The organism is Paraburkholderia sediminicola, from assembly GCF_046026675.1.
GTDB lineage: Bacteria > Pseudomonadota > Gammaproteobacteria > Burkholderiales > Burkholderiaceae > Paraburkholderia > Paraburkholderia sediminicola_F.
Genome location: NZ_JAQQEY010000001.1, coordinates 2,907,077 through 2,927,104, shown reverse-complemented (window position 1 = coordinate 2,927,104; position 20,028 = coordinate 2,907,077). Strand labels below are relative to the sequence as shown.

General features: G+C 59.1%; 17 protein-coding genes. 12 read left to right on the top strand and 5 right to left on the bottom strand.

Features of this window, described 5'->3' with window-relative positions:
- The first annotated feature begins 3 nt into the window (after positions 1 to 3).
- From PQQ86_RS12570 to PQQ86_RS12555, 4 genes are all read left to right on the top strand, one after another.
- Positions 4 to 810 (top strand): enoyl-CoA hydratase/isomerase family protein, encoded by an 807-nt coding sequence (locus tag PQQ86_RS12570; RefSeq protein ID WP_093636080.1) that lies wholly within the window; start codon positions 4 to 6, stop codon positions 808 to 810.
- A gap of 66 nt (positions 811 to 876) precedes the next feature.
- Positions 877 to 2,610, top strand: a complete 1,734-nt coding sequence (locus tag PQQ86_RS12565; protein WP_408267048.1) for a GMC family oxidoreductase — start codon at positions 877 to 879, stop codon at positions 2,608 to 2,610.
- Positions 2,611 to 2,703: 93 nt separating this feature from the next.
- Positions 2,704 to 4,080, top strand: a complete 1,377-nt coding sequence (locus PQQ86_RS12560) for an MFS transporter (protein WP_408267045.1) — start codon at positions 2,704 to 2,706, stop codon at positions 4,078 to 4,080.
- A 55-nt stretch (positions 4,081 to 4,135) separates the two neighbouring features.
- Positions 4,136 to 4,837: a sterol desaturase family protein gene (locus tag PQQ86_RS12555; RefSeq protein ID WP_408267042.1), complete on the top strand. Its 702-nt coding sequence runs from the start codon at positions 4,136 to 4,138 to the stop codon at positions 4,835 to 4,837.
- 191 nt (positions 4,838 to 5,028) lie between these two features.
- On the opposite strand, the gene PQQ86_RS12550 is transcribed toward PQQ86_RS12555, so the two are convergent.
- The 4 genes from PQQ86_RS12550 to PQQ86_RS12535 form a co-directional block, all read right to left on the bottom strand.
- Positions 5,029 to 6,039 carry an Ldh family oxidoreductase gene (locus PQQ86_RS12550; RefSeq protein WP_408267039.1) on the bottom strand — a complete coding sequence of 337 codons (1,011 nt, stop codon included), beginning with the start codon at positions 6,037 to 6,039 and terminating at the stop codon, positions 5,029 to 5,031.
- A 154-nt stretch (positions 6,040 to 6,193) separates the two neighbouring features.
- A complete protein-coding gene (locus PQQ86_RS12545; RefSeq protein ID WP_408267036.1) occupies positions 6,194 to 6,934 on the bottom strand; it encodes a FadR/GntR family transcriptional regulator in 741 nt (246 codons plus the stop codon).
- Between the two features lie 257 nt (positions 6,935 to 7,191).
- Positions 7,192 to 8,199: a trans-3-hydroxy-L-proline dehydratase gene (gene lhpH / locus PQQ86_RS12540; RefSeq protein WP_408267033.1), complete on the bottom strand. Its 1,008-nt coding sequence runs from the start codon at positions 8,197 to 8,199 to the stop codon at positions 7,192 to 7,194.
- 36 nt (positions 8,200 to 8,235) lie between these two features.
- Positions 8,236 to 9,357: a branched-chain amino acid ABC transporter substrate-binding protein gene (locus PQQ86_RS12535; protein WP_408267030.1), complete on the bottom strand. Its 1,122-nt coding sequence runs from the start codon at positions 9,355 to 9,357 to the stop codon at positions 8,236 to 8,238.
- 161 nt (positions 9,358 to 9,518) lie between these two features.
- Between PQQ86_RS12535 and PQQ86_RS12530 the strand changes: the two genes are divergently transcribed.
- From PQQ86_RS12530 to PQQ86_RS12500, 7 genes are all read left to right on the top strand, one after another.
- Entirely contained in the window at positions 9,519 to 11,735 is a 2,217-nt protein-coding gene (locus tag PQQ86_RS12530) for a N,N-dimethylformamidase beta subunit family domain-containing protein (RefSeq protein WP_408267028.1), read from the top strand.
- Between the two features lie 328 nt (positions 11,736 to 12,063).
- Positions 12,064 to 12,597, top strand: coding sequence for a flavin reductase family protein (locus tag PQQ86_RS12525; RefSeq protein WP_408267025.1), 534 nt, complete (start codon positions 12,064 to 12,066; stop codon positions 12,595 to 12,597).
- Between the two features lie 66 nt (positions 12,598 to 12,663).
- A complete protein-coding gene (locus tag PQQ86_RS12520; RefSeq protein WP_408267022.1) occupies positions 12,664 to 13,542 on the top strand; it encodes an acyl-CoA dehydrogenase family protein in 879 nt (292 codons plus the stop codon).
- Positions 13,439 to 13,855 (top strand): acyl-CoA dehydrogenase family protein, encoded by a 417-nt coding sequence (locus tag PQQ86_RS12515; RefSeq protein WP_408267020.1) that lies wholly within the window; start codon positions 13,439 to 13,441, stop codon positions 13,853 to 13,855. The genes PQQ86_RS12520 and PQQ86_RS12515 overlap by 104 nt, the downstream gene beginning before the upstream one ends.
- A 406-nt stretch (positions 13,856 to 14,261) precedes the next feature.
- Complete coding sequence (locus PQQ86_RS12510) at positions 14,262 to 15,806, top strand: DUF6351 family protein (RefSeq protein WP_408267017.1); 1,545 nt, start codon at positions 14,262 to 14,264, stop codon at positions 15,804 to 15,806.
- Positions 15,807 to 15,844: 38 nt separating this feature from the next.
- On the top strand, positions 15,845 to 16,999 hold the full coding sequence (locus PQQ86_RS12505; RefSeq protein WP_408267014.1) for an ABC transporter substrate-binding protein: 1,155 nt from the start codon (positions 15,845 to 15,847) through the stop codon (positions 16,997 to 16,999).
- A gap of 291 nt (positions 17,000 to 17,290) precedes the next feature.
- Complete coding sequence (locus PQQ86_RS12500; RefSeq protein WP_408267012.1) at positions 17,291 to 17,779, top strand: MarR family winged helix-turn-helix transcriptional regulator; 489 nt, start codon at positions 17,291 to 17,293, stop codon at positions 17,777 to 17,779.
- A gap of 59 nt (positions 17,780 to 17,838) precedes the next feature.
- Here the strand turns inward: PQQ86_RS12500 and PQQ86_RS12495 are convergent, their stop codons facing one another.
- Positions 17,839 to 17,976, bottom strand: coding sequence for a hypothetical protein (locus PQQ86_RS12495; RefSeq protein WP_408267009.1), 138 nt, complete (start codon positions 17,974 to 17,976; stop codon positions 17,839 to 17,841).
- A gap of 92 nt (positions 17,977 to 18,068) precedes the next feature.
- Here PQQ86_RS12495 and PQQ86_RS12490 point away from each other — a divergent pair, with 92 nt between their 5' ends.
- Positions 18,069 to 19,742, top strand: a complete 1,674-nt coding sequence (locus PQQ86_RS12490) for an FAD-dependent oxidoreductase (protein ID WP_408267007.1) — start codon at positions 18,069 to 18,071, stop codon at positions 19,740 to 19,742.
- Positions 19,743 to 20,028 lie beyond the last annotated feature (286 nt).

The window sequence follows — 20,028 nt, the reverse complement described above, 5'->3', positions numbered from 1 at the left end:
CCCATGACCGACTTGACTCACCGCGGCCAGAGCCTGCTGCAAGAACTCGACGGCTTTTCGATCGAGATCGATGCCGAACGCGAGCGGGCCGACATTATTCTGCATCGGCCGCCGTTTAACGTGATTTCGATGCATGCACGCGACCAGTTGCGCGCGGCCTTCGAAGCACTCGACGAAGACGAGCGCGTGCGCGTGATCGTCGTGCGCGCCACGGGTGAACACTTCTCGAGCGGCGGCGACATCAAGGGCTTTCTCGAGGCGTCGCCGGAACACGTGTCCAAGCTCGCCTGGAATATCGCGGCGCCTGCGCGCTGCTCCAAGCCGGTGATCGCCGCCAATCGCGGTTTCTGCTTCGGCGTGGGTTTCGAACTGTCGCTCGCGTGCGACTTCCGCATCGCCACCGACACCACCTTCTACGCGCTGCCGGAACAGAAGCTCGGCCAGATCCCGGGCTCGGGCGGCTCGGCGCGTTTGCAGCAGATGGTCGGCGTCGGTCGAACCAAGGACATCGTCATGCGCTCGCGCCGCATTCCGGGCAAGCAGGCCTACGACTGGGGCATCGCGGTGGAGTGCGTGGCCGATGCGCAACTCGAAGCCACGACCGATGCGTTGGTGGATGAACTGCGGGCCTTCTCGCCGCTCGCGCAACGCACCGCCAAGAAGCTGCTGAACGATAGCGAAGATGCGCCGCTCTCGATCGCGATCGAACTCGAAGGGCATTGCTATAGCCGTCTGCGCACGTCCGACGATTTCCGCGAGGGGGTTGAAGCGTTTCATGGCAAACGCAAGCCGGTGTTTCGCGGCAGTTGAATCGAACGCAGCACAACATAGCGGCAACACCCCGTAGCGAATAAAAAACCGCAGGAGACAAAGCATATGGAGCGTTTCGATTACGTGATTGTGGGCGGTGGATCTGCCGGATGCGTGCTTGCGCACCGGTTGTCGACAGTACCGTCGTTGCGCGTCGCGTTGATCGAGGCGGGCAAGGATACGCCGCCGGGCGCCGTGCCCGCAGCGATTCTCGATAGCTATCCTATGCCGGTTTTCTGCGGCGACACGTACATCTGGCCGGAGCTCAAAGCGAGCGCGACCCGAACGGCCGCGCCGCGTGTGTATGAGCAAGGGCGTGTGATGGGTGGCGGATCGAGTATCAACGTGCAATCGGCCAATCGCGGCCTGCCGCGCGACTATGACGACTGGGCCGCCAACGGCGCAACTGGCTGGGCGTGGCAGGACGTGCTGCCGTACTTCCGCAAGCTCGAACGCGACGTGAATTTCCCGGAAGGCGAATTGCACGGCGACGATGGGCCGGTGCCTATTCGCCGTGTTCTTCAGGCCGACTGGCCGCCGTTCTGCCATGCGTTTGCCGACGGGATGCGTAAAAACGGCTTCGCCAGCTTGCAGGACCAGAACGGCGAATTCGGTGACGGCTACTTTCCCGGCGCGTTCTCGAATCTCGACGACAAGCGCATCTCGACCGCAGTCGCCTATCTGGATGCGCAGACGCGCAGGCGCCGCAATCTGCACATTTACCCGGAACTGCGCGTCGAGCGCATTGTGATGGAGGGCATGGTCGCGCGCGGTGTGGTGGCCGTGGCACGTAACGGCGCCCACGTGCGCTTCGAGGCGAATGAAGTTGTGCTCTGTGCAGGCGCGTTGCAATCGCCGGCGCTGCTGATGCGAGCGGGTGTCGGCGCGAGGGATGATCTGAGCGCGCTCGGCATCGATTGCATGATCGATCTGCCGGGCGTGGGGCGTAATCTTCAGGATCACCCGTCGCTGACCTTCTGCCATTTTCTCGAGCGACGTTATCGCATGCCTTTGTCGCGGCGCCGCGCGAGTATGACAGCCGCGCGTTTCACCTCGGGCGTTGCAGGGTGCGATGCGTCCGATCTGTATCTGTCTAGTGCGACGCGTGCCGCATGGCATGCGCTTGGCAACCGGCTCGGGCTGTTCTTTCTCTGGTGCAATCGCCCGTATTCACGCGGCCGTGTGCGACTCGTTTCACCCGACTCGGCGGTGCCGCCGCGTGTCGATCTGAATCTGCTCGACGATCCACGCGACGTCGCGCGCCTCGCTTTCGGCGTACGAATGCTGGCGAAAATCGTCGATGCCTCGGGGCTCGGTCACGATTCACGCGACTTTTTCCCCGCGGCGTTTTCACCACGGGTCAAGGCGCTTAGCCGCGTCGGAACCCGCAACGCCGCGCTGACCTCGATGCTCGGCGTGCTGCTCGACACACCTGCGCCGATTCGGCGGACGTTGATCGAACGGTTTTTCACGCGAGGCCAGAAAATGTCTGCACTGCTTGACGATGAGACCGCACTTGAGTCGTTCATTCGCGCCAATGTGTTCGGCGTATGGCACGCGAGCGGCACCTGCAAGATGGGCGATGTGAACGACGTCATGGCTGTGACGGACAACGCGGGCCGCGTGCGTGGCGCGCAGGGCTTGCGGGTCGTCGATGCGTCACTGATGCCGCGGCTGCCTTCGGCGAATACGAATATCCCGACCATCATGATGGCCGAAAAGATCGCCGACGCGATGCTCGCGCGAAGGTACCCGGGCGCAGCGTCGAGCACGACGTCGCCCACGGTGGTCGGTCGATAAAGTTTCTTAACACAACTAAGAGCACGCAATCCAGAACGTGCCTTAAAACGGGGGCGATCGAAAGACGGCCCGCTGAAAATCAAGGAGATGACGATGTCCGTAGCAGCGCAGAATGGCGCCGCCTTGCCCGCTGTAGACCAGCGGCAAGTGATGGGTGCGGTAGTGGCCTCGTGCCTCGGTTGGGCACTGGATTTGTTCGATCTGTTCGTCTTGCTGTTCGTCGCACCGGTAGTTGGACGGCTGTTCTTTCCGTCCGAACACGCAATGCTCTCGCTCGCCGCGGTCTATGCATCGTTTGCCGTGACCCTACTGATGCGCCCGCTCGGCTCGGCATGGTTCGGCTCCTACGCGGACCGGCACGGACGCAAGGGCGCGATGATCACTGCGGTAGTCGGCGTGGGTCTCTCGACGGCAGCCTTCGGCTTGCTGCCGACGGTCGCGCAAGTCGGCCTCGTCGCGCCGATCCTGTTCTTGATGCTGCGTTTGATACAAGGCGTATTCGTCGGCGGGGTGGTGGCGTCGACCCACACCATCGGCACCGAATCGGTCGCGCCGAAATATCGCGGCGCCGTGTCGGGGCTGATCGGCGGCGGCGGGGCGGGACTCGGCGCATTGCTCGCATCGCTCACCTATCTGGCGATGTCGGCGATCTTCCCGGGCGACTTGTTCGACGTGTGGGGCTGGCGCTGCATGTTCTTCACCGGCATTGTCAGCTCGATTCTCGGCTTGTTCGTCTTCAGTAGTCTGGAAGAGTCGCCGCTGTGGAAGAAGCTGGCCGCCGAGAAGGCCGCCAAGGCCGCAATGCAGAACACGGCCGCACCGGTCGAGGTCGTACGCTCGCCGATCCGCACGCTGTTTTCACGCGACTATCGCTCGATTCTGTTCGTCAATCTGCTGCTGACGATCGGCGGCGGTAGCGGCTATTACCTCACGTCCGGCTACCTGCCGACCTTCCTCAAGGTGGTGAGTCACGCACCGAACGGCGCCGCGGCCGCGATTCTGATGATCTCCAGCGTCGCGGTGGTCATCGCGTCCATCGCGGCGGGACATCTGAGCACCTTCATTGGACGCAAAAGCGCGTTCGTCTGGATCGGCCTGATTCGCCTGATCGCGCTCCCTGCGCTATTCCTGCTGCTGCCCACAGCGCAAAGCATCACGATGGTCGGCGTCTACGCGGTGATTCTGAGCGCGCTCGGCAGCGCCGGCTACGCGCCGATTCTGATCTTCCTGAACGAACGCTTTCCGACCGCGATTCGCGCCACTGGCACGGGGCTGTCATGGAACATCGGGTTCGCGATCGGCGGGATGATGCCGACCGCCGTCTCGCTGGTGGCAAAAGACGCCAGCCAGTTGCCGATGACGCTTGCGATCTTCGCCGGGGCGATCAGCGTAATTTTCCTGGTCGGGGCGTTCATCGTGCCGGAGACCCGCGGCAAGCTCGATAACGGCACAGCTTGCGAGACCGCCTAGTGCATTCCAGCGGGCGCAAAAGCGCGCCCGCATCGCTCAGATACAGGAGACATATATGAAATACGACGAGGACGTTCGCGCGCGTTCATACCAGTTTCGCGACGATTATGTGGCGGCCACGCCACCCTGGTATCGCGGTGAAATGCACCTTGGCTTCACGCTGCTTTTCACGGGTGGAGTGATCGCGTATTGTTTCACGCGGCTTCATGCTCCCACGCTTGCCGAATGGCTGGCGGTCATTCCGCTCTTTCTGTTCGGCAACTGGGCGGAGTGGGCCGCGCATCGCTACGTGCTGCATCGCCCGACGAAGTACTTCAGCATGATTTACAAGCGGCACTGCGCGGTCCATCACAGGTTCTTCACGCACGTCACGCTCGAATACAAGGGCCAGCGGCACTGGCGCGCCTTATTGTTTCCGCCGTTTGCGCCGGTCGCGTTTGTGCTGGCCGCAGTGCCGTTCGCACTCTTCATTGGTTATGTGTTTTCGCGCAACGCAGGATATATCGCGCTGCTCACGATGGCGGCGTACTACCTGATGTACGAGGGGCTGCACACACTGTCGCACGTCACCGACAGCCCGTTGCTCGACCGCGTTCCGTTCGTCAATACCGTACGGCGCTTGCACGTCACGCACCACGATCCCGAACTGATGGCGACGCAAAACTTCAACCTGACGTTTCCCATCTGCGACACGCTGTTCGGCACGCGCAGGGATGCGCCGCGCACCGCACGCGAGCCGCTGGCGCGTCGTCCATAAGGAGCTTCAGTGGCTTTTTCGAAATAAGGGACCCGACAACCCCCAAGTCGCCGGTCGATAGAGGACGGCGAGCGTCCGGATGTGATCGGCTGACAGGACGTTCGCAGGTGACGTACCGATATCCTGGTTGTTCGCGCCGGTTGCGGTACCGGAGGTGTAGGCCAGGATGCGGCCCTGTCACTCAGCGGATCTCACGAAATCAAACGGGTAAGCTCTTCGTGGAGTTCCTTTGAGAGCGACACGCCGTGCTCAATGCTGCGCTGTCGTGCATCGAATCGTCGCTGGGAGGGCAGGCGCGCGCCTTGACCCACGATTCCTTCAAACAGAGTCTCAGCGCGCTGCAGGTTGTCCGTAGGGGCAGCGCCAGCAAAGACTGCAGGATCGAAAGCGACGATGATTTCCCCGTGACATGGTGCTGCGCCTACGCCTTCGTCAAAAGCCAGCGACTCCGGGCTGAGCATATCGCTGATCAACGGGCCAGCCAGCAACTCGACCATCGCCGAAAGCGCGGATCCTTTATAGCCTCCGAACGTGAGCATGGCACCCCGCAACGCTTTATCGGGATCATCGGTGGCTTGACCGTTTTCGTCGATCGCCCAGTCGCTCGGAATCCTGGAACCCGACCTCTTGTGCAGTTCGATGTCGCCACGGGCGATTCTGCTTGTAGCCATGTCGAACACAAACGGAAAGGGGCCTGGACGTGGCCAGGCGAACGCGATCGGATTGGTTCCGAATAGCGGCTTGTTCCCGCCAGCAGGTGCGACACAACTATGAGTAGGCGTCATGGCTAGTGCGGCTACGCCTTCAGCAGCGATTGCCTCGACCTCCGGCCATAAAGCGCTGAAGTGAAAACAGTTGTTGATTGCCAGAGCCGCGATGCCAGATTTCTTCGTCTTTTCAACGAGCACCCGGCTCCCCAGTTCAAACGCGAGCGGAGAGAATCCGAACCGGGCGTCGACTTTAACAAGCGAAGGCGAGACATCGTTTATCTGCGGGTCGGCATCAGCATTGACTTTGCCCATCTTCAGCGTTTTTACGCATCCAATGAGGCGCCATACACCGTGTGAGTGGCAATCGTCCCGTTGGCCCGCAACGAGTACCTTCGCCATCGCGTTCGATTGACGCGGGCTGAGCCCATTGGATGCCAATACGTCAAAGGCCAACTTGTGCAAGTGATCAAGTGAAAGAACTATTTCTGCCATGTCTTCTGAAGTCCGTCCTTTATTCGTGGCAGCGCGGCCACGCGCGTTTAATTTGTATCCAGCGTCTGCTGACAATCATCGGGGACATCGCTACTGCGATCTCTTTGTCGACGATGGTGGAGTGTTCGCGGCCAGCTAATTGACCAAGGCGGCGCTACTTGGGCGCAATATCCCGTCGCACCCGCTTGATATGCTGCTCCACGTAGAATCCTGCTGCCTCAGCATCGCCACTCACGATCGACTCGTAAATAAGCCGATGCTCGGACGCATACAGGCGTATCCGTAGCGGATCGTAAATCGCGTCGTCCTTTAGCCGTTTCCACAATGGCTGATCCATTGTTTTCGCTACCTCGTCTGCGATCTTGACGAGCAAAGCGTCACCGGTCATGACAGCCAATTGGCGGTGGAACATTCTGTCGCTGTTATTCCACAGCGCGCGCTCCTCTAGATTGGTGATATCGCGAATCGTCTCCATCTCCGCAAGGTATTGCTCAGCCAGGCGATCGCGCTTGCCTCGGGCGGCGGCTCGCCGTGCGATTGCTGGCTCGAGGATGAATCGCGTTTCGAGCGTTCCCGTTGGACTGAAATCCGGCTCCGCGTTCTGAACTCCATGATTGCCGTCGTCGTTAAGTAAACGCTCAGAGGCCGCAGAGGAGACGTACGTGCCGGAATTCCGTTTCGTCACAACGAGGCCTTCATTCTGAAGAGCCCCTATTGCCTCTCGAACCGCAGGTCGGCCGACGCCATAGAGCGCTGCAAGCTCGCGCTCCGATGGCAGCCGGGACTCGGCCGCGAACCGTCCCGTGCGGATTTCCTCCTTGATCTTCTCCTCGACCTGCTCATAAATCTGCAGCGGTCTGAAATTCGATTCGAGATCCTGCCGTGTCGTACCCATCTCACTTCCTTTCATTTCCTGACGTCCGATGCGGGGGACTTCACCTGTCATTGACGAATAATTATCATGCGTCGCAGCGACATGATGCCATCTCCTGATTCGACCACGTATGAAGTGTTCTCCGTGCCTCGCACAAGGCAAAAAGCGCGGCTGCATCCCATTTCAGAATGCGCCGCGAAGGCTCCAAGGAGATGGGCCAAAATGTGTCACGTCAGTGTGACAGCTGCTGTCGAAGCAGCGCCTGGAATCTGCAACCTCTACCGCACCAGGAATCCGTAGGTCAAAGGATCGCGTTCGTCGATCAACCACGTCCCGTAGCCGCAGATGAACGCGTTCCCTTCGATCTCGGGAATCACTGCATCGAATTCACCGCATTTCGTCTCGCTGAGCACGCGGCCCTTGAAGATCGTTCCGATGATCGACTCGTTCACGAGCGTTCCATCCGAGGGTAGATTGCCGCGCTGGTAGAGCTGAGCGACGCGCCCTGCGGTGCCGGACCCTGTTGGCGATCGGTCAACCTCGCGATCGGCGAAGATGCAGCAGTTCGCCTGAGTCGATCCCGGATGACGGGCTGTATTCGAAATGATCGTGCCGTAGAGCCCTCTGATTTCCGGAATCTCTGGATGAACGATGTCAAACGCTGCGTTAGTCGCCTGCGTGATCTCGTCGCCGAACCGCTTCAGTCGATCAACGTTGTTTTCGCCTACCGCCATATCGTACTGTGCACCATCGACGTAGAAATAGAACGCGCCTCCGTAAGCGATATCTCCTGACACGGGGCCGAACGTCGGCGTATTGACGGTGACGTCCTTTTTCCAGACGAATGACGGCACATTCACGAAACGCACATTCCCTGCATTTTCGCCGTCCCACTGGACGAAGGCCTCGAGGAATCCGCAAGGCGCGTCGATGCCCACGCGCGTTTCCGGCGACGTGCGCTCAATCCAACCCAGTTCAACCGCCGCGGTGGCCAGCGCAATGGTCCCGTGACCGCAGTGGGGGCTGTAGTCTTTATTCTGCGTAAAGATGATGCCGAAATCCGCGCCTTCGCTTACCGGCTCAGTGAGAAAGCCTCCGTACATATCGGCATGGCCTCGAGGCTCCAGCATCATGGCGCTCCGCAACTCATCCGCATGCTTCTGGATCCAGTCCCGCCGCTCCACGATGGTTTTCCCCACCAGACGCGGGAAACCATTGGTGATGATGCGAAACGGCTCACCCCCGGTGTGCATTTCGATCGTGTTAAGTGTTCTGGTAATTCGCATAGATACTCCGTCTTGCTTACTATTTTCGTTGAGACCTTAGTTACCGTAAGTTACGACAGCGCCATCCTTGAATGTGTACACCGTCGTCGCCGAGCTTTTCAGATCATGATGTACGTCGAACGAGTACTCGCCGGCCACGCCGGTGTAGGCGGACCTGGCGAGTTGCGCGCCAATTTTGGCGCGGTCGGATGTCGTGCCGGCCTTCACCATCGCGTCGGCCAACAGCTTCATGCCGTCGTAGTAGCTGACGCCATACACCTGCGTATCGACGTTGAAGGTTGTCTTGTACTTTTTCACGAATGCGCTACCCGCAGGCGTCTTGTCCAGTGAGACCCCGCCTTGCGAACAGTACGCATTCGTCGCTGCGGGACCAGCGATTTTGGCCATGTCAGACGTACAGATTCCGTCGCCGCCCAGCAGCTTCGCCCGCAACCCGAGCTGACGCATCTGTTTGACAAGCGGGCCGCTTTGCGACGCGTAACCACCATAGAAGATGACGTCGGGATTCGTCGCCTTGATCTGGGAGAGGACGCCCTTGAAATCGACGGCCTGACCATTCGTGTATTGCTGGTCGATAATCTTGAGCCCTCGTGTCTTGGCCACGCTCATGAACTCTTCAGCCACGCCCTGGCCGTAAGCCGACCGGTCATCTATGACCGCAGCTGTCTTCGCTTTAAGCGTATCGATGGCGAAATTAGCCATCGCTCCGCCGAGTTGCCCGTCACTGGCGCCAATACGAAATACCTCATTAAACCCTTGAAGGGTCAGCGCTGGGTTCGACGCAACCGAAAGCATCGGGATGCCAGCGCTCTGGTAGAGCCGCGAGGCCGGGATCGCGACTCCGGAATTGTACGGACCGAGAACTGCGGCTACCTTGGCGTCGACCAGCTTTTGCGCGACCTGCACCCCAATCCGGGGATCCGCCTGGTCATCTTGCGATACCAATTTGAATGTTACGTTTTTACCCGCGATCGTCGTTCCGGCGCTATTTAGTTCGTCAACCGCCATGCGCGCGCCATTCTCGTTGTCTTTCCCTTCCGACGCCTGCGGACCGGTTAATGGGCCGGAAACGCCAACAAGAACAACCTCTTGGGCGCTTGCGCTACCGAAGGCGAGAAGCGCAGCAATCGTCATTACCGAAGAGACCAATTTTTTCATCGCACACCCCGAGTGGTTAAAGTACACTGGACTCTATAGTGACCACTTGTGGTTCTATTTTCAACCATTGCAAAATAAAATCTCACAGGGGTTTACCCTGGCCGTAGACAGTCGCGGAGCAGCGCCTGGAACCACGACCAAGAACGATCGATCATTTGACTATGAATACTTCCCACTCCAAAACTCCCGCGATCATCGGCTATGTAACCCCGTGGAGCGCACACGTTGGTCAGGAGCTGGCGTTCAAAATCAGTTCACGCGGCGATCGCGCTTTTACGGCGACTGTTGAGCGCATAGATTGTTGTGACCCAAACCCTAACGGGCCCGGAATGAAGCTGGTCCCGATCGATGTCCAGCTGGAAAGCACTTACCCAGGACAGGAGCAGCCAGTATTTCCCGGCTCCTGCGCTTACGGCCCAATGCCTGCCCTAAAGGACTCTCAGCGCGTCAAACTCGACCTGACGGTTCAGCCCACGTTCGAGGACACTTCCCTCCAGACATTGGTCGCTCTTCAGAACCACGATGGGACGCATGGTGTAGCGATCGCTCTCACTCGCGGCGAACTCGTTTTCCAGAGCCTCGCAACAGGGGAACAGATCACCACAGGCGTAGCTATCGCCGCCGATTTATGGACAAACTTGCGGATATCGATCGACCGTGACGGGCACGTTCAGGCAGTCAGTTCAGGCACGAACGCGCGCGAAGAGGTGTTCAGGAACGTGTTAGATTTTGAAGCGCCATTCTCTGCTGCCGCGTTCGACGGTTCGACGGTGTGCTTTGCGGCTATCTGGAGAGGACACCCGGAGGATGCCTTCAACGGCTTCATCGAAAGCCCGGAATTGCGCGCGCCCGGCAGCGATGCACGCGGCGATCTGTGCGAGGACAACGTGTTGGCGCATTGGGACTTCACGCCAACGCTCGCGCACACGAGTCTACCGAACAGGCTTGATAGCGACGCCCCATTGACGCTTGTGAACGCACCAATGAGGGCAGTTCGGTCGTCGGGGTGGACCGGACAGGAACTGGACTGGACGCATGCGCCAGAGGAATACGCCGCGATCCGATTCCACGCTGACGACCTGTCGGACTGTGGCTGGCAGACGTCGGTACATCTGAAAATCCCGGCCGACATGGCGTCGGGCGTCTATGGATTGCGTGTGGACAATGGAGAAGGAGTCGACACAATCCCGTTTTACGTCACGGTTGCGTCGCGGGGGAAACATGCGCGCATCGCGTTCCTCGCGCCCACACTGACTTACCTCGCCTACGCCAACAACGCCCGTGGAAATTTTTCGGGGGCGCTTGCTGCTCGCGTGGAAACATGGGGAGCGTATCCCCACAACCCGGACGTCGTAACCTCATTTGGCACATCAACGTACAACTATCACAGTGATGGTTCAGGTGTAAGCCTCTCTTCCCGCTTGCGCCCGGTTCTCACCATGCGTCCAGGCTATCTGACGTTCCTTGACGAGCATGGGTCAGGTCTGCGCCACTTTTCCGCGGACTCCCATCTGACCAACTGGTTAAGGGAAAAAGAATTTGAATTTGATGTCGTTACCGATGAGGATCTCGATGAGCGCGGTGTCGACGCGTTGAAGCACTACGACGTCGTCCTGACTGGATCGCACCCGGAATACCATACACGCCGAATGCTGGACGCGCTTCTGGCCTATCGGTCTGCGGGCGGAAGCCTGATGTATCTTGGTGGAAACGGTTTCTACTGGAAGATCGGGCGGACCGTATCAGCGCCACATCTGCTTGAAATTCGTCGGGCCGAGGCGGGCATGCGGGTATGGGAAAGTCAGCCCGGTGAGTACTACAACCAGCTGGACGGCGAGTATGGGGGTATGTGGCGTCGAAACGGTTTGCCGCCGCAAAAAATTGCCGGCGTCGGATTTACTGCGGAGGGAGACTTTCGGGGCACGTTCTATCGCCGCACACCGGAATCGCATGCCCCCGAGCACGCGTGGCTGTTTGCAGGGGTAAAAGCAGGAGCAGGGGAACCGTTTGGAAACTTCGGCTTATCTGGAGGCGGCGCTGCGGGCTTTGAAATTGATCAAACTGCGACCGACCTCGGCACGCCCGCCTACGTGACAGTGGTTGCGTACTCCGACGATCACGACGCCAGTTTCGTGACCGTTCCCGAGGAGCTTCTCTTCAATCGGATGGTCGGCAAACCCAGAGTGCACAGCGGTATTCGAGCGCACATGATCTGCGGTTTCGGCCCGAGCGGTGGCGGACTATTCGCAGTCGGCTCTATCTCCTTTCTCGGAAGTCTTTACAGCGCCAGTTACGACAACGACGTCTCGCAAATCGTCGAGAACTGCTTGCGCCGTTTTCTAGCCGTTTCCCACACTTCCCGCAAGTTGCCCGTATAGCAGGTTTGATCGGAGGCGGGGTCAGCAAAGAGGGCCATTAGCGACAGGGGCGCGCACAAAGTCTGATGGTCATCGATTCATAGACAGCGTATCTAGCGTGCAATGGGAAGCAGGCGATACGCGCCCGGAATGACTGTTGTGCGCCGAGCTTCAGACGTCGAGGCGTCGGTCGCGAAGGTCACTAAATGGCCGAACCCGGTCCGATGGCGAACATCCGTAGTTGACCCGCTAGAGTCGCTCACAAATCCTTTCCTGCTGTCCGCGGCGGCGTGGGTCGTTCGCCGACGACTCATCATCTCTGCACTGCTTCACTGGCTCTTTGGGCACGGTGTCCACCACGTCGTTAAGGGCACCGTCGCAGTGCCCGACCGCCTCCACAACTCTTTTTTATAAGGCTCGTATCAGCGGATACTTCGTTACTGGTGTCACGGTCATCGCTGTCGCATCCGAGGAGAGACGATCCGGAGTAGCGGCAATGACGGCTAGCGCAGTCTGTCCTGTGAGTCTCGCTCCCTTGCTGCTTTTATTCTGCGTTCGGAACGAGAGTTCGTTTCTTCCGCATCTCAAGCAATCCAGAACGTTCTCGGTGAATATCCTTTCCTCCAGTCAAGATGCCGTCTCGCGATACTACGGCGGTCAGGCACATCGCGGCACCATAGGCACGTGGGACTTAAGCGCTGCTTCCGCCCCGGTACTGGACGGCGCGAATGCCACGTTTGTTTGTCATGTCACCAATCTTCAGGAGCTCGGCGGCCATCATGTTGTTGTCGGCGAGGTCGTCGACATGTATTCAATTGACCCGCCGGTGCCTGCACTTATCTACGCGGCGGGCAAGTATCTCGGCGTCGAGCTCGACAGCTAGTCAGCGGCGCAAGCGTCGGCGTAAGCAAGGCCAATTCAGTCACGACTTTTCATGGTGCAGACTCAAATGATTGACCACATTCCTAATGCCGAGACCTTGATTGAGCGCGCGAGGTTGATGATTCCGATGCTGAAGGCGCAGGGACCGGGACACGACAGTGCGAAGCGCATTTCAGATGATGTGGCCAGCCAGCTTCGTGCGGCCGGCTCTTTCAGAATCTGCCAGTCTGTCGAAAACGGCGGCTACGGATTGCGTCCGTCGGTCTTGTGGCGTGTCTGTCGCGAAGTTGCCCGCGGCGATAGCGCGACAGCCTGGGTACCGGGCCTTGCCGGGCTACATCCGTGGATGGCTGGCATGTTCGGCGAGCGAGCACAGGACGACGTATTTGCCGGCGGCCAGGACGCTGTTGTTATCGCGCTCACCGGAAACGTAGGGCGTGGAGTCGATGCCAGCCTGGACGGCGACCACTTTGTCCTGAACGGCAAATGGACTTACGCGTCGGGTATCGATGTTGCTGATTGGGCAAGCGTGTTGGTCGATGTGCCAACCACCGAAGGTATCAGGGAACTGAGGTTGCTTCTTGTCCCCCGGAGCAGTTTCCGCGTTGATCACGAGAGCTGGAACGCCTTCGGAATGAAGGGGACTGGCAGCAAAGACGTCTATCTCAACAACGAGTGGGTCCCGGTCTACCGTAGTATCAAATGGACTGACGTGCAGCACATTGCGTATCCGGGGCGCGAGCGCAACAAAAGCCCGATGTATCGCATTCCGCACACCAGCCTGTTTGTCATGTCTGTCGCGGCGGCCATTGCATCCGTGGCGCACGGCCTGCTGGACATCCATGCCGACACTGTGCGAAAGCAGGATTCCTGCTGGCCTGAACTCGCCGCAAACCGAAGATCGCTTCACACTGGCGGAGCTCGGCAAAGCCGCGGCGAAGATTGAAGGGGCGTTCAATCTGCTCATGCATGACGTAGACGAGATGTGGGACTGGGCCGAAGAAGGGAAAGAGTTCTCGGTGGAGCAGCGCGCGCGATATCGAACGGACGGAGCCATTATTTGCGACATGGCGCTCGCCGCTGCTGACGACCTGGTGCGAAATCTCGGTGGGAGTCTCATGCCGGCTGGCCCAGTGGAAGGATACTTCCGCGACTTGCATAGCATGGCCTCTCACTTCCTGATGCAAGTAAATCCATCCGCTGAACTGTACGGCCGCGTTTTGCTGGGTATGCCGCTGCCGGCGAATGCGCGAATCTGAGGAGACGCCTGTTCTTGAAAGATTTCTACCTACGCCGTATACGTTGCGTGAATTAGATGCATATACGCATATAATGCACGCGGTAGGTACGTGTGCATGAGCATTATTCAGCTAAGCTTGGTTTCCTTCCACACGCCACTCACCGGGTAATCGCATATCCCACCAACCAAGCGGGTTAACCCCGCTTGGCGTCAAGCCAAAACGATCCTAACGTTACACACATTGATTGAACGACCGGACGGTTTATTAATATCCGACCCGGTCAATCAGGCGGATGTGTTCCCTCAGATTACCCATCTACTTCCCGTCGCCGGGCAGCGATCCTGCTCGTCCCGACGAAAGCGAAGAACCCGACTCTCCGGCCGCGCTGGCAATAAATACGACACCTACATCTGGAGATACCAACGTGAAGAGCTGGATTGAATGCAATGCCGGGCGACTCGTTGTCGCATTGGCGGTGGGAGGGTGCGTCCTCGCACTTTCGGGGTGTGGCAGTTCCGACAATGTCGCGTCGCCGGCGCCAGTCGACTATGCAGCGCTGTGCACGAAGATAAACGGCCAGCAGTTCAATGGCATTACGGTGACGGCAACTTCACGCATCGCGTCCGCTGGTGGCAACCCGGGTTATTGCAAGGTCAGTGCGACGGGGGCCGCCAGTACCACACTCGACATCGAGGTCGATCTTCCGGACAACTGGTCGAAGCGGCTGCTCCAGCAGGGCGGTGGCGGTTTCGACGGAAGCATCCCGACCGTCGAAGCAACATCCGCACAGTTCCCGCTCATCAAGCCATTGGCCCGTGGGATTGCCTATACCGCTTCGAATGGCGGAAACCGCACCGGTAATCCGACGGATCTGCTGACGAATGCAACGGCAGAGAAGGACTACGCGTATGCGTCGACGGGTATCACGGTTCATTTCGCCAAGGCCGTGATTACCGCCTTTTACGGTTCCGCGCCGAAATATACGTACTTCAGTGGCGCATCGAACGGTGGCCGCGAGGCCTATCTTGCCGCCCAGAATCAGCCGGGGGACTACGACGGCATCATCGCCGGCGACGAGAGCATGAACATGGGAACCCAGGTAACGGCGATGCTGAATACAGCAACGCTTGCCGGTTCCGCTGCGATGCCCTCAAGTGCTCAGTGGACAGCAGCGTATTCCGCGGCAGTCGCGCAATGCGGGAATGCCAACGGCGTGATCCTGAATCCTGCTGCCTGTACCTTTGATCCATCGACCTTGCAGTGTGGTGCAACCGGTGCGCCCGCGGCAACCTGTCTTTCGCCGGCGCAGTTGCAAACCGTGCAGCGGATAGTCGCGCCATTGTCGACAAGCGGCGGCCAGTTACTGTTTTCCGGGTACAACTGGGCGGATTTCGGCTCCATGTTCGGGGTCGGCTCGTATGGCGGGCTGGGTGGCGGCTTCGCGGCGATCGGCACGGGCAATGCGAACTGGCTACTGCCCGCAACGGTATCAGGCAGTCTGCAAGCGAACTTCAACGTCGACACCTCGTATCCGGTCATTGCCGCAGGGCTGCAAAACGTGGGAGCGGATCACAACCTGCAGGCCATTGCGCAATATCTGATGGCAGGCAGAAAGATGATTTCGTTCAACGGCGCAGCCGACCCGTTGATTTCACCACGCGACCATCTGCGTAACTGGCAAACCGTCGTACAGCTTGCCGGGTCCGCTGGAGGCAATGCACGCTTCTATCTCGAACCAGGGGTGGGCCACGTACTCGGTGGCAACGGTCCTGATCAGACAGACTATCTCGGCGCGATGATCGCGTGGGTCGAACAGGGTACCGCCCCAGGGCAGTTGCTACTGACGAAATTCGACTCCAACGGCAACGTGACGTCGTCCCTGCCGGACTGTCCGTACCCAACCGTGCCGCACTATTCGGGCTTTGGCAACGTGAGCGCCGCGGCCAGCTACACCTGTGCCGCAAGCTAGACACGCGTGAATACCTGCCAATAAAACGGGGCAATCCTATGAAACTCGCTACATCAATACTGAGCCTGCTTGCAACCACATTATTCTTTTCGGTCGCGGCGCAGGCGCAGGTCAAGATAGGCGTGACGCTATCGACCACGGGACCGGCGGCTTCACTCGGCGTACCAGAGAAGAACACGATCGCGTTGTTGCCGAAGGAGATCGGCGGCAAGAGCATCCAGTACATCGTGCTCGACGACGCATCGGATACGGGCCGTGCTGTGCAGAACGCCCGCAAGCTGATCGACGAAGAGCATGTCGATGCGATTGTCGGTTCGACGGTCACCCCGAACTCGCTCGCCATGGTCGATACCGTGTCCGAGGGGCACACGCCGATGATTTCGCTTGCGGCATCCGCAGCGATTATTGCGCCCATGGATGCGAAGCGCGCATGGGTGTTCAAGACACCGCAGAACGACAGTCTGATGGCAGACGCCATTGCCGGATATATGGAGGCGCACGGTGTGCATACCGTCGGCTACATCGGCTTTGCGGACGCCTACGGTGACGGCTGGTATAGCGTATTCAGCGCGGCGGCAACGGCTCATCATCTGAAGATCGTGGCGAATGAGCGTTTTAACCGGACGGATTCGTCGGTGACCGGTCAGGTACTGAAGACTTTGGCTGCGTCACCGGACGCCGTGCTGGTGGCCGGTGCCGGGACACCGGCGGCTTTGCCTGCCAAAACACTGAAGGAGCGCGGCTACAAGGGCGCTATCTACCAGACGCACGGGGTAGCGAATAACGACTTCCTACGCGTATGCGGCAAGGATTGTGAAGGTGAGTTGTTGCCCGCGGGACCGATCCTCGTTGCGGACCAGCTGTCCGATTCGAATCCGGTCAAGCAGTCATCGCTTGCCTATAAGGCGGCGTATGAGAAAGTGTATGGAGCGGGTTCGGTGGCGACATTCGGCGGCCACGCGTGGGATGCCGGTCAGATGTTGCAGCGGGCGATTCCTGAGGCTTTGAAAAAGGCCCGGCCTGGCACGCCCGAGTTCCGCGAAGCGTTGCGCGCGGCACTTGAAAACGTGAAGGACTTACCCCTGTCTCATGGCGTCATGAACACGACTAAAGCGGATCACAATGGTCTTGATCGGCGGGCGAGGGTAATCGTCGAGATCGTCGACGGGAAGTGGACGCTGCGCAACGACTGACCGTGCTGCGCCTGAAGTTGAACTGGTGTCGAGCCCACGGCACCAGTTCAACTCATGTTGGACAAAAAGCCTACCTGCAAGAACAGTCAGACTGCACTAGATGTGTGCGTGCATACAACTGACGTCCTTTCCGCGAATATCTGCGAAAATCCAACCTGAAGAATCCCGCCACACATCGAAGGTGTGCCAGCGTGCAACCCTTCCCGCTGCCTTTACGTGGCAGGCCGTGGCGAGAAATCTGTAAACACAGGGTTATCGCAATGCAAATATTCGTCGGAAATGGACAGGCGCATGAAAGGTAGTGCAACCGGCATCGGGCGCAAACTCGAACTCCTGTATGGATTGGTTGCCTCGCGGGTATTTCACCACGCGTCGACGATGTTAAGCGGCGACGTGACCTTCGCGCGTGTCATCTCTCTGTTCCACCTCCATCATCACGATTCGCAGACCATTGCTGAACTGGCCGAGGCAACTGGCCTGAGTCATGCTGCGGCCAGTCGTATGGTCGACGGGTTATACCGGGAGGGTGTAGTGGATCGTCAGGAGGCGGCCGAGGATCGCAGGCAGAAGTGTGTTGAATTGACACCTGATGGTCTGAAAAAAATAGAGGCCATGCGCCAGGTAACGACTGAGGCCTATGCCGAGATGATGGCGCAAGTGCCAAAGGAATTATGTATCAGGCTCGACGAGATCCTGATGGAACTTGAGCCGTACGTGATCCCTGCTGAAGCAGAGCGGGGAGGCCGTCCGCGTAAACCCCGATCGCGTCGCCAAAGCTGAGAACATGCAACAGGAATCGGCGGCAACGCTGGCCCTTTAGACCGCAGCCACATAACTATTCACGAAGCGGCAGGTACCAGCCGCTTCAACGCTTTTCCAATCGGCGTGATGCCATTGCCATCCGGTGTGCGGGCGAGCCACCGCGTCTCGCGCACTTTACTGCGACCGAAATTCAGGTACACAATCAGTCCGGACATTGCGGATCGCAGTCTCGAATCCTTTTGATTATTCGTGCCCTCAAGGTGCTCACCCGGGTCACAATCTGTGCCCACTCATTGGGAATCTCTTCATGAGCGATAAATCGTCGGGCAGATTTGGAGAACTGGTGTCGGGTGGCAGCCGCCACTACCAGATTTTTCCAACGCTGAATGAAAGCCAGTTTGCACTGTTGGAGAGGTACGGTGAGCGACGCAGGCTGAACACGGGCGATGTGTTGTTCTCTGAAGGCGACCGGCACATTCCCATGTTCGCCATCGTCTCGGGGACGATCGAGGCGACGCGAGGCTCAGGAGAGGGTCTCCATGTGCTGGGCGTGCACGGTCCAGGCTGCTTCACCGGTGAGGTCGGAACACTTGCCGGCCGCGCCGCGGTGGCATCGGCGCGCGCCACCAGTGATTGCGAAGTCATCGTGATCGACGAGGAATCGCTGCGCTCGCTCGTCATCGCGGAAGCTGAATTGAGTGAAACGATCATGCGTGCGTTCATCCTGCGCCGGGTCGCTTTTATTCAGGACCAGAGCGGGGGTATTCTGGTGATTGGCAGTGCGGCGTCTGCGGCCACGTTCCGTCTTCGGCATTTTCTGAGCCGTAACGGTCAGCCATCGGCCTACTTCGATATCGTCGACCATCAGGAGGCGCAAGCGCTTCTCGAACGCAATGGCGCGACGGAAGCGGATATACCGGTGGTCATCACGCGACAAGGTCACGTTCTGAAGAGCCCGACCCACCGCGCCGTGGCCGATGCAGTGGGTCTCAGTCCCGACAAGCTGAATGGCGAGCGGTTCGATGTGGTCGTAGTGGGCGCCGGACCTGCAGGTCTTGCGGCCGCGGTATACGTGGCCTCCGAAGGCTTAAGGGTCGCGGTCCTCGACACGAAGGCGCCGGGTGGCCAGGCGGGCACCAGTTCGAAGATAGAAAATTACTTCGGGTTCCCAACGGGTATCTCGGGTCAAGCGCTTGCCGGCCGCGGCCTGTCGCAATGCCGAAAATTCGGTGCCGAGGTCGGCGTACCCATTGAAGCGCTCGGCATCGATTGCCAGGACGAACCGCCTTTTCACATTCGGCTCAATTACGACGAGCACGTGTATGCCCGCGCAGTCGTCGTCGCGACTGGCGCACGTTATCGGAAACCGCCGCTGGATCGCCTTGAGAATTTCGAGGGACGCGGCGTGTACTACAGCGCCACGTTCATGGAAGCCGCGTTTTGTGCCAACGAAGAATTGATCATCGTCGGCGGCGGAAATTCAGCCGGTCAGGCAGCGGTTTTCCTCGCGGGATTTGCGCGGCATGTCCACATCGTGATTCGCGGTGACGGACTCGCTACGAGCATGTCGAATTATCTGATCCGACGGATCGATGCGGCGTCCAACATTACCGTTCATCAGCGGACTCAGGTCGTTGAACTGTACGGCGAGGAGCGGCTTGAATCGGTCAAATGGGACCGGCAAGGGCAGGTTGAACAGAAGCCGATCCGGCAAGTCTTCCTGTTTCTCGGTGCGCAGCCCAGTACCGGCTGGCTCGGCGATTGTGTTGCACTGGACAAGAACGGTTTCGTGCTCACCGGCACCGATGCACTTAAGGCGTGTCCGCCAGATCGTCCGCCTCGATTTCTGGAGACGAGCCGGCAAGGCATCTTTGCAGTTGGCGATGTTCGCAGCGGTTCGGTGAAGAGGGTCGCAGCTGCCGTCGGAGAGGGCGCCGCTGTCCTTCAGTCGCTGCATGAATATCTGGCTCTCTATGAGTGAGGCCTGACTGCAAGTGTCGGCAGAGTAGCGGCGTTTGGACCATGCAGCGCCGTAGCGATACGTACCTCATGCGGGTGGTTACGACCAATAGTCGTAACGCACCCCGCGTCAAATCTGGACGACTTTCCGTCCATGCCGCATCAAGCGCATAGCTCGCGACAAAAGTACACAAGTCCAGACAAACGGGCCGTGGACGGAAGAAATACTTCCGTCTAACATTCGCCCGTTCTTGTAAAAATCGGTAATACACAGCAGACGTCAATAGTCGATTTGCCGGATCTCATCA

Bases quoted from the DNA above. Each gene is read 5' to 3' on its own strand.
- PQQ86_RS12570 (WP_093636080.1), top strand. From the start codon at position 4: ATGACCGACTTGACTCACCGCGGCCAGAGCCTGCTGCAAGAACTCGAC.
- PQQ86_RS12565 (WP_408267048.1), top strand. From the start codon at position 877: ATGGAGCGTTTCGATTACGTGATTGTGGGCGGTGGATCTGCCGGATGC.
- PQQ86_RS12560 (WP_408267045.1), top strand. From the start codon at position 2,704: ATGTCCGTAGCAGCGCAGAATGGCGCCGCCTTGCCCGCTGTAGACCAG.
- PQQ86_RS12555 (WP_408267042.1), top strand. From the start codon at position 4,136: ATGAAATACGACGAGGACGTTCGCGCGCGTTCATACCAGTTTCGCGAC.
- PQQ86_RS12550 (WP_408267039.1), bottom strand. From the start codon at position 6,039: ATGGCAGAAATAGTTCTTTCACTTGATCACTTGCACAAGTTGGCCTTT.
- PQQ86_RS12545 (WP_408267036.1), bottom strand. From the start codon at position 6,934: ATGGGTACGACACGGCAGGATCTCGAATCGAATTTCAGACCGCTGCAG.
- lhpH (WP_408267033.1), bottom strand. From the start codon at position 8,199: ATGCGAATTACCAGAACACTTAACACGATCGAAATGCACACCGGGGGT.
- PQQ86_RS12535 (WP_408267030.1), bottom strand. From the start codon at position 9,357: ATGAAAAAATTGGTCTCTTCGGTAATGACGATTGCTGCGCTTCTCGCC.
- PQQ86_RS12530 (WP_408267028.1), top strand. From the start codon at position 9,519: ATGAATACTTCCCACTCCAAAACTCCCGCGATCATCGGCTATGTAACC.
- PQQ86_RS12520 (WP_408267022.1), top strand. From the start codon at position 12,664: ATGATTGACCACATTCCTAATGCCGAGACCTTGATTGAGCGCGCGAGG.
- PQQ86_RS12515 (WP_408267020.1), top strand. From the start codon at position 13,439: ATGCCGACACTGTGCGAAAGCAGGATTCCTGCTGGCCTGAACTCGCCG.
- PQQ86_RS12505 (WP_408267014.1), top strand. From the start codon at position 15,845: ATGAAACTCGCTACATCAATACTGAGCCTGCTTGCAACCACATTATTC.
- PQQ86_RS12500 (WP_408267012.1), top strand. From the start codon at position 17,291: ATGAAAGGTAGTGCAACCGGCATCGGGCGCAAACTCGAACTCCTGTAT.
- PQQ86_RS12495 (WP_408267009.1), bottom strand. From the start codon at position 17,976: ATGTCCGGACTGATTGTGTACCTGAATTTCGGTCGCAGTAAAGTGCGC.
- PQQ86_RS12490 (WP_408267007.1), top strand. From the start codon at position 18,069: ATGAGCGATAAATCGTCGGGCAGATTTGGAGAACTGGTGTCGGGTGGC.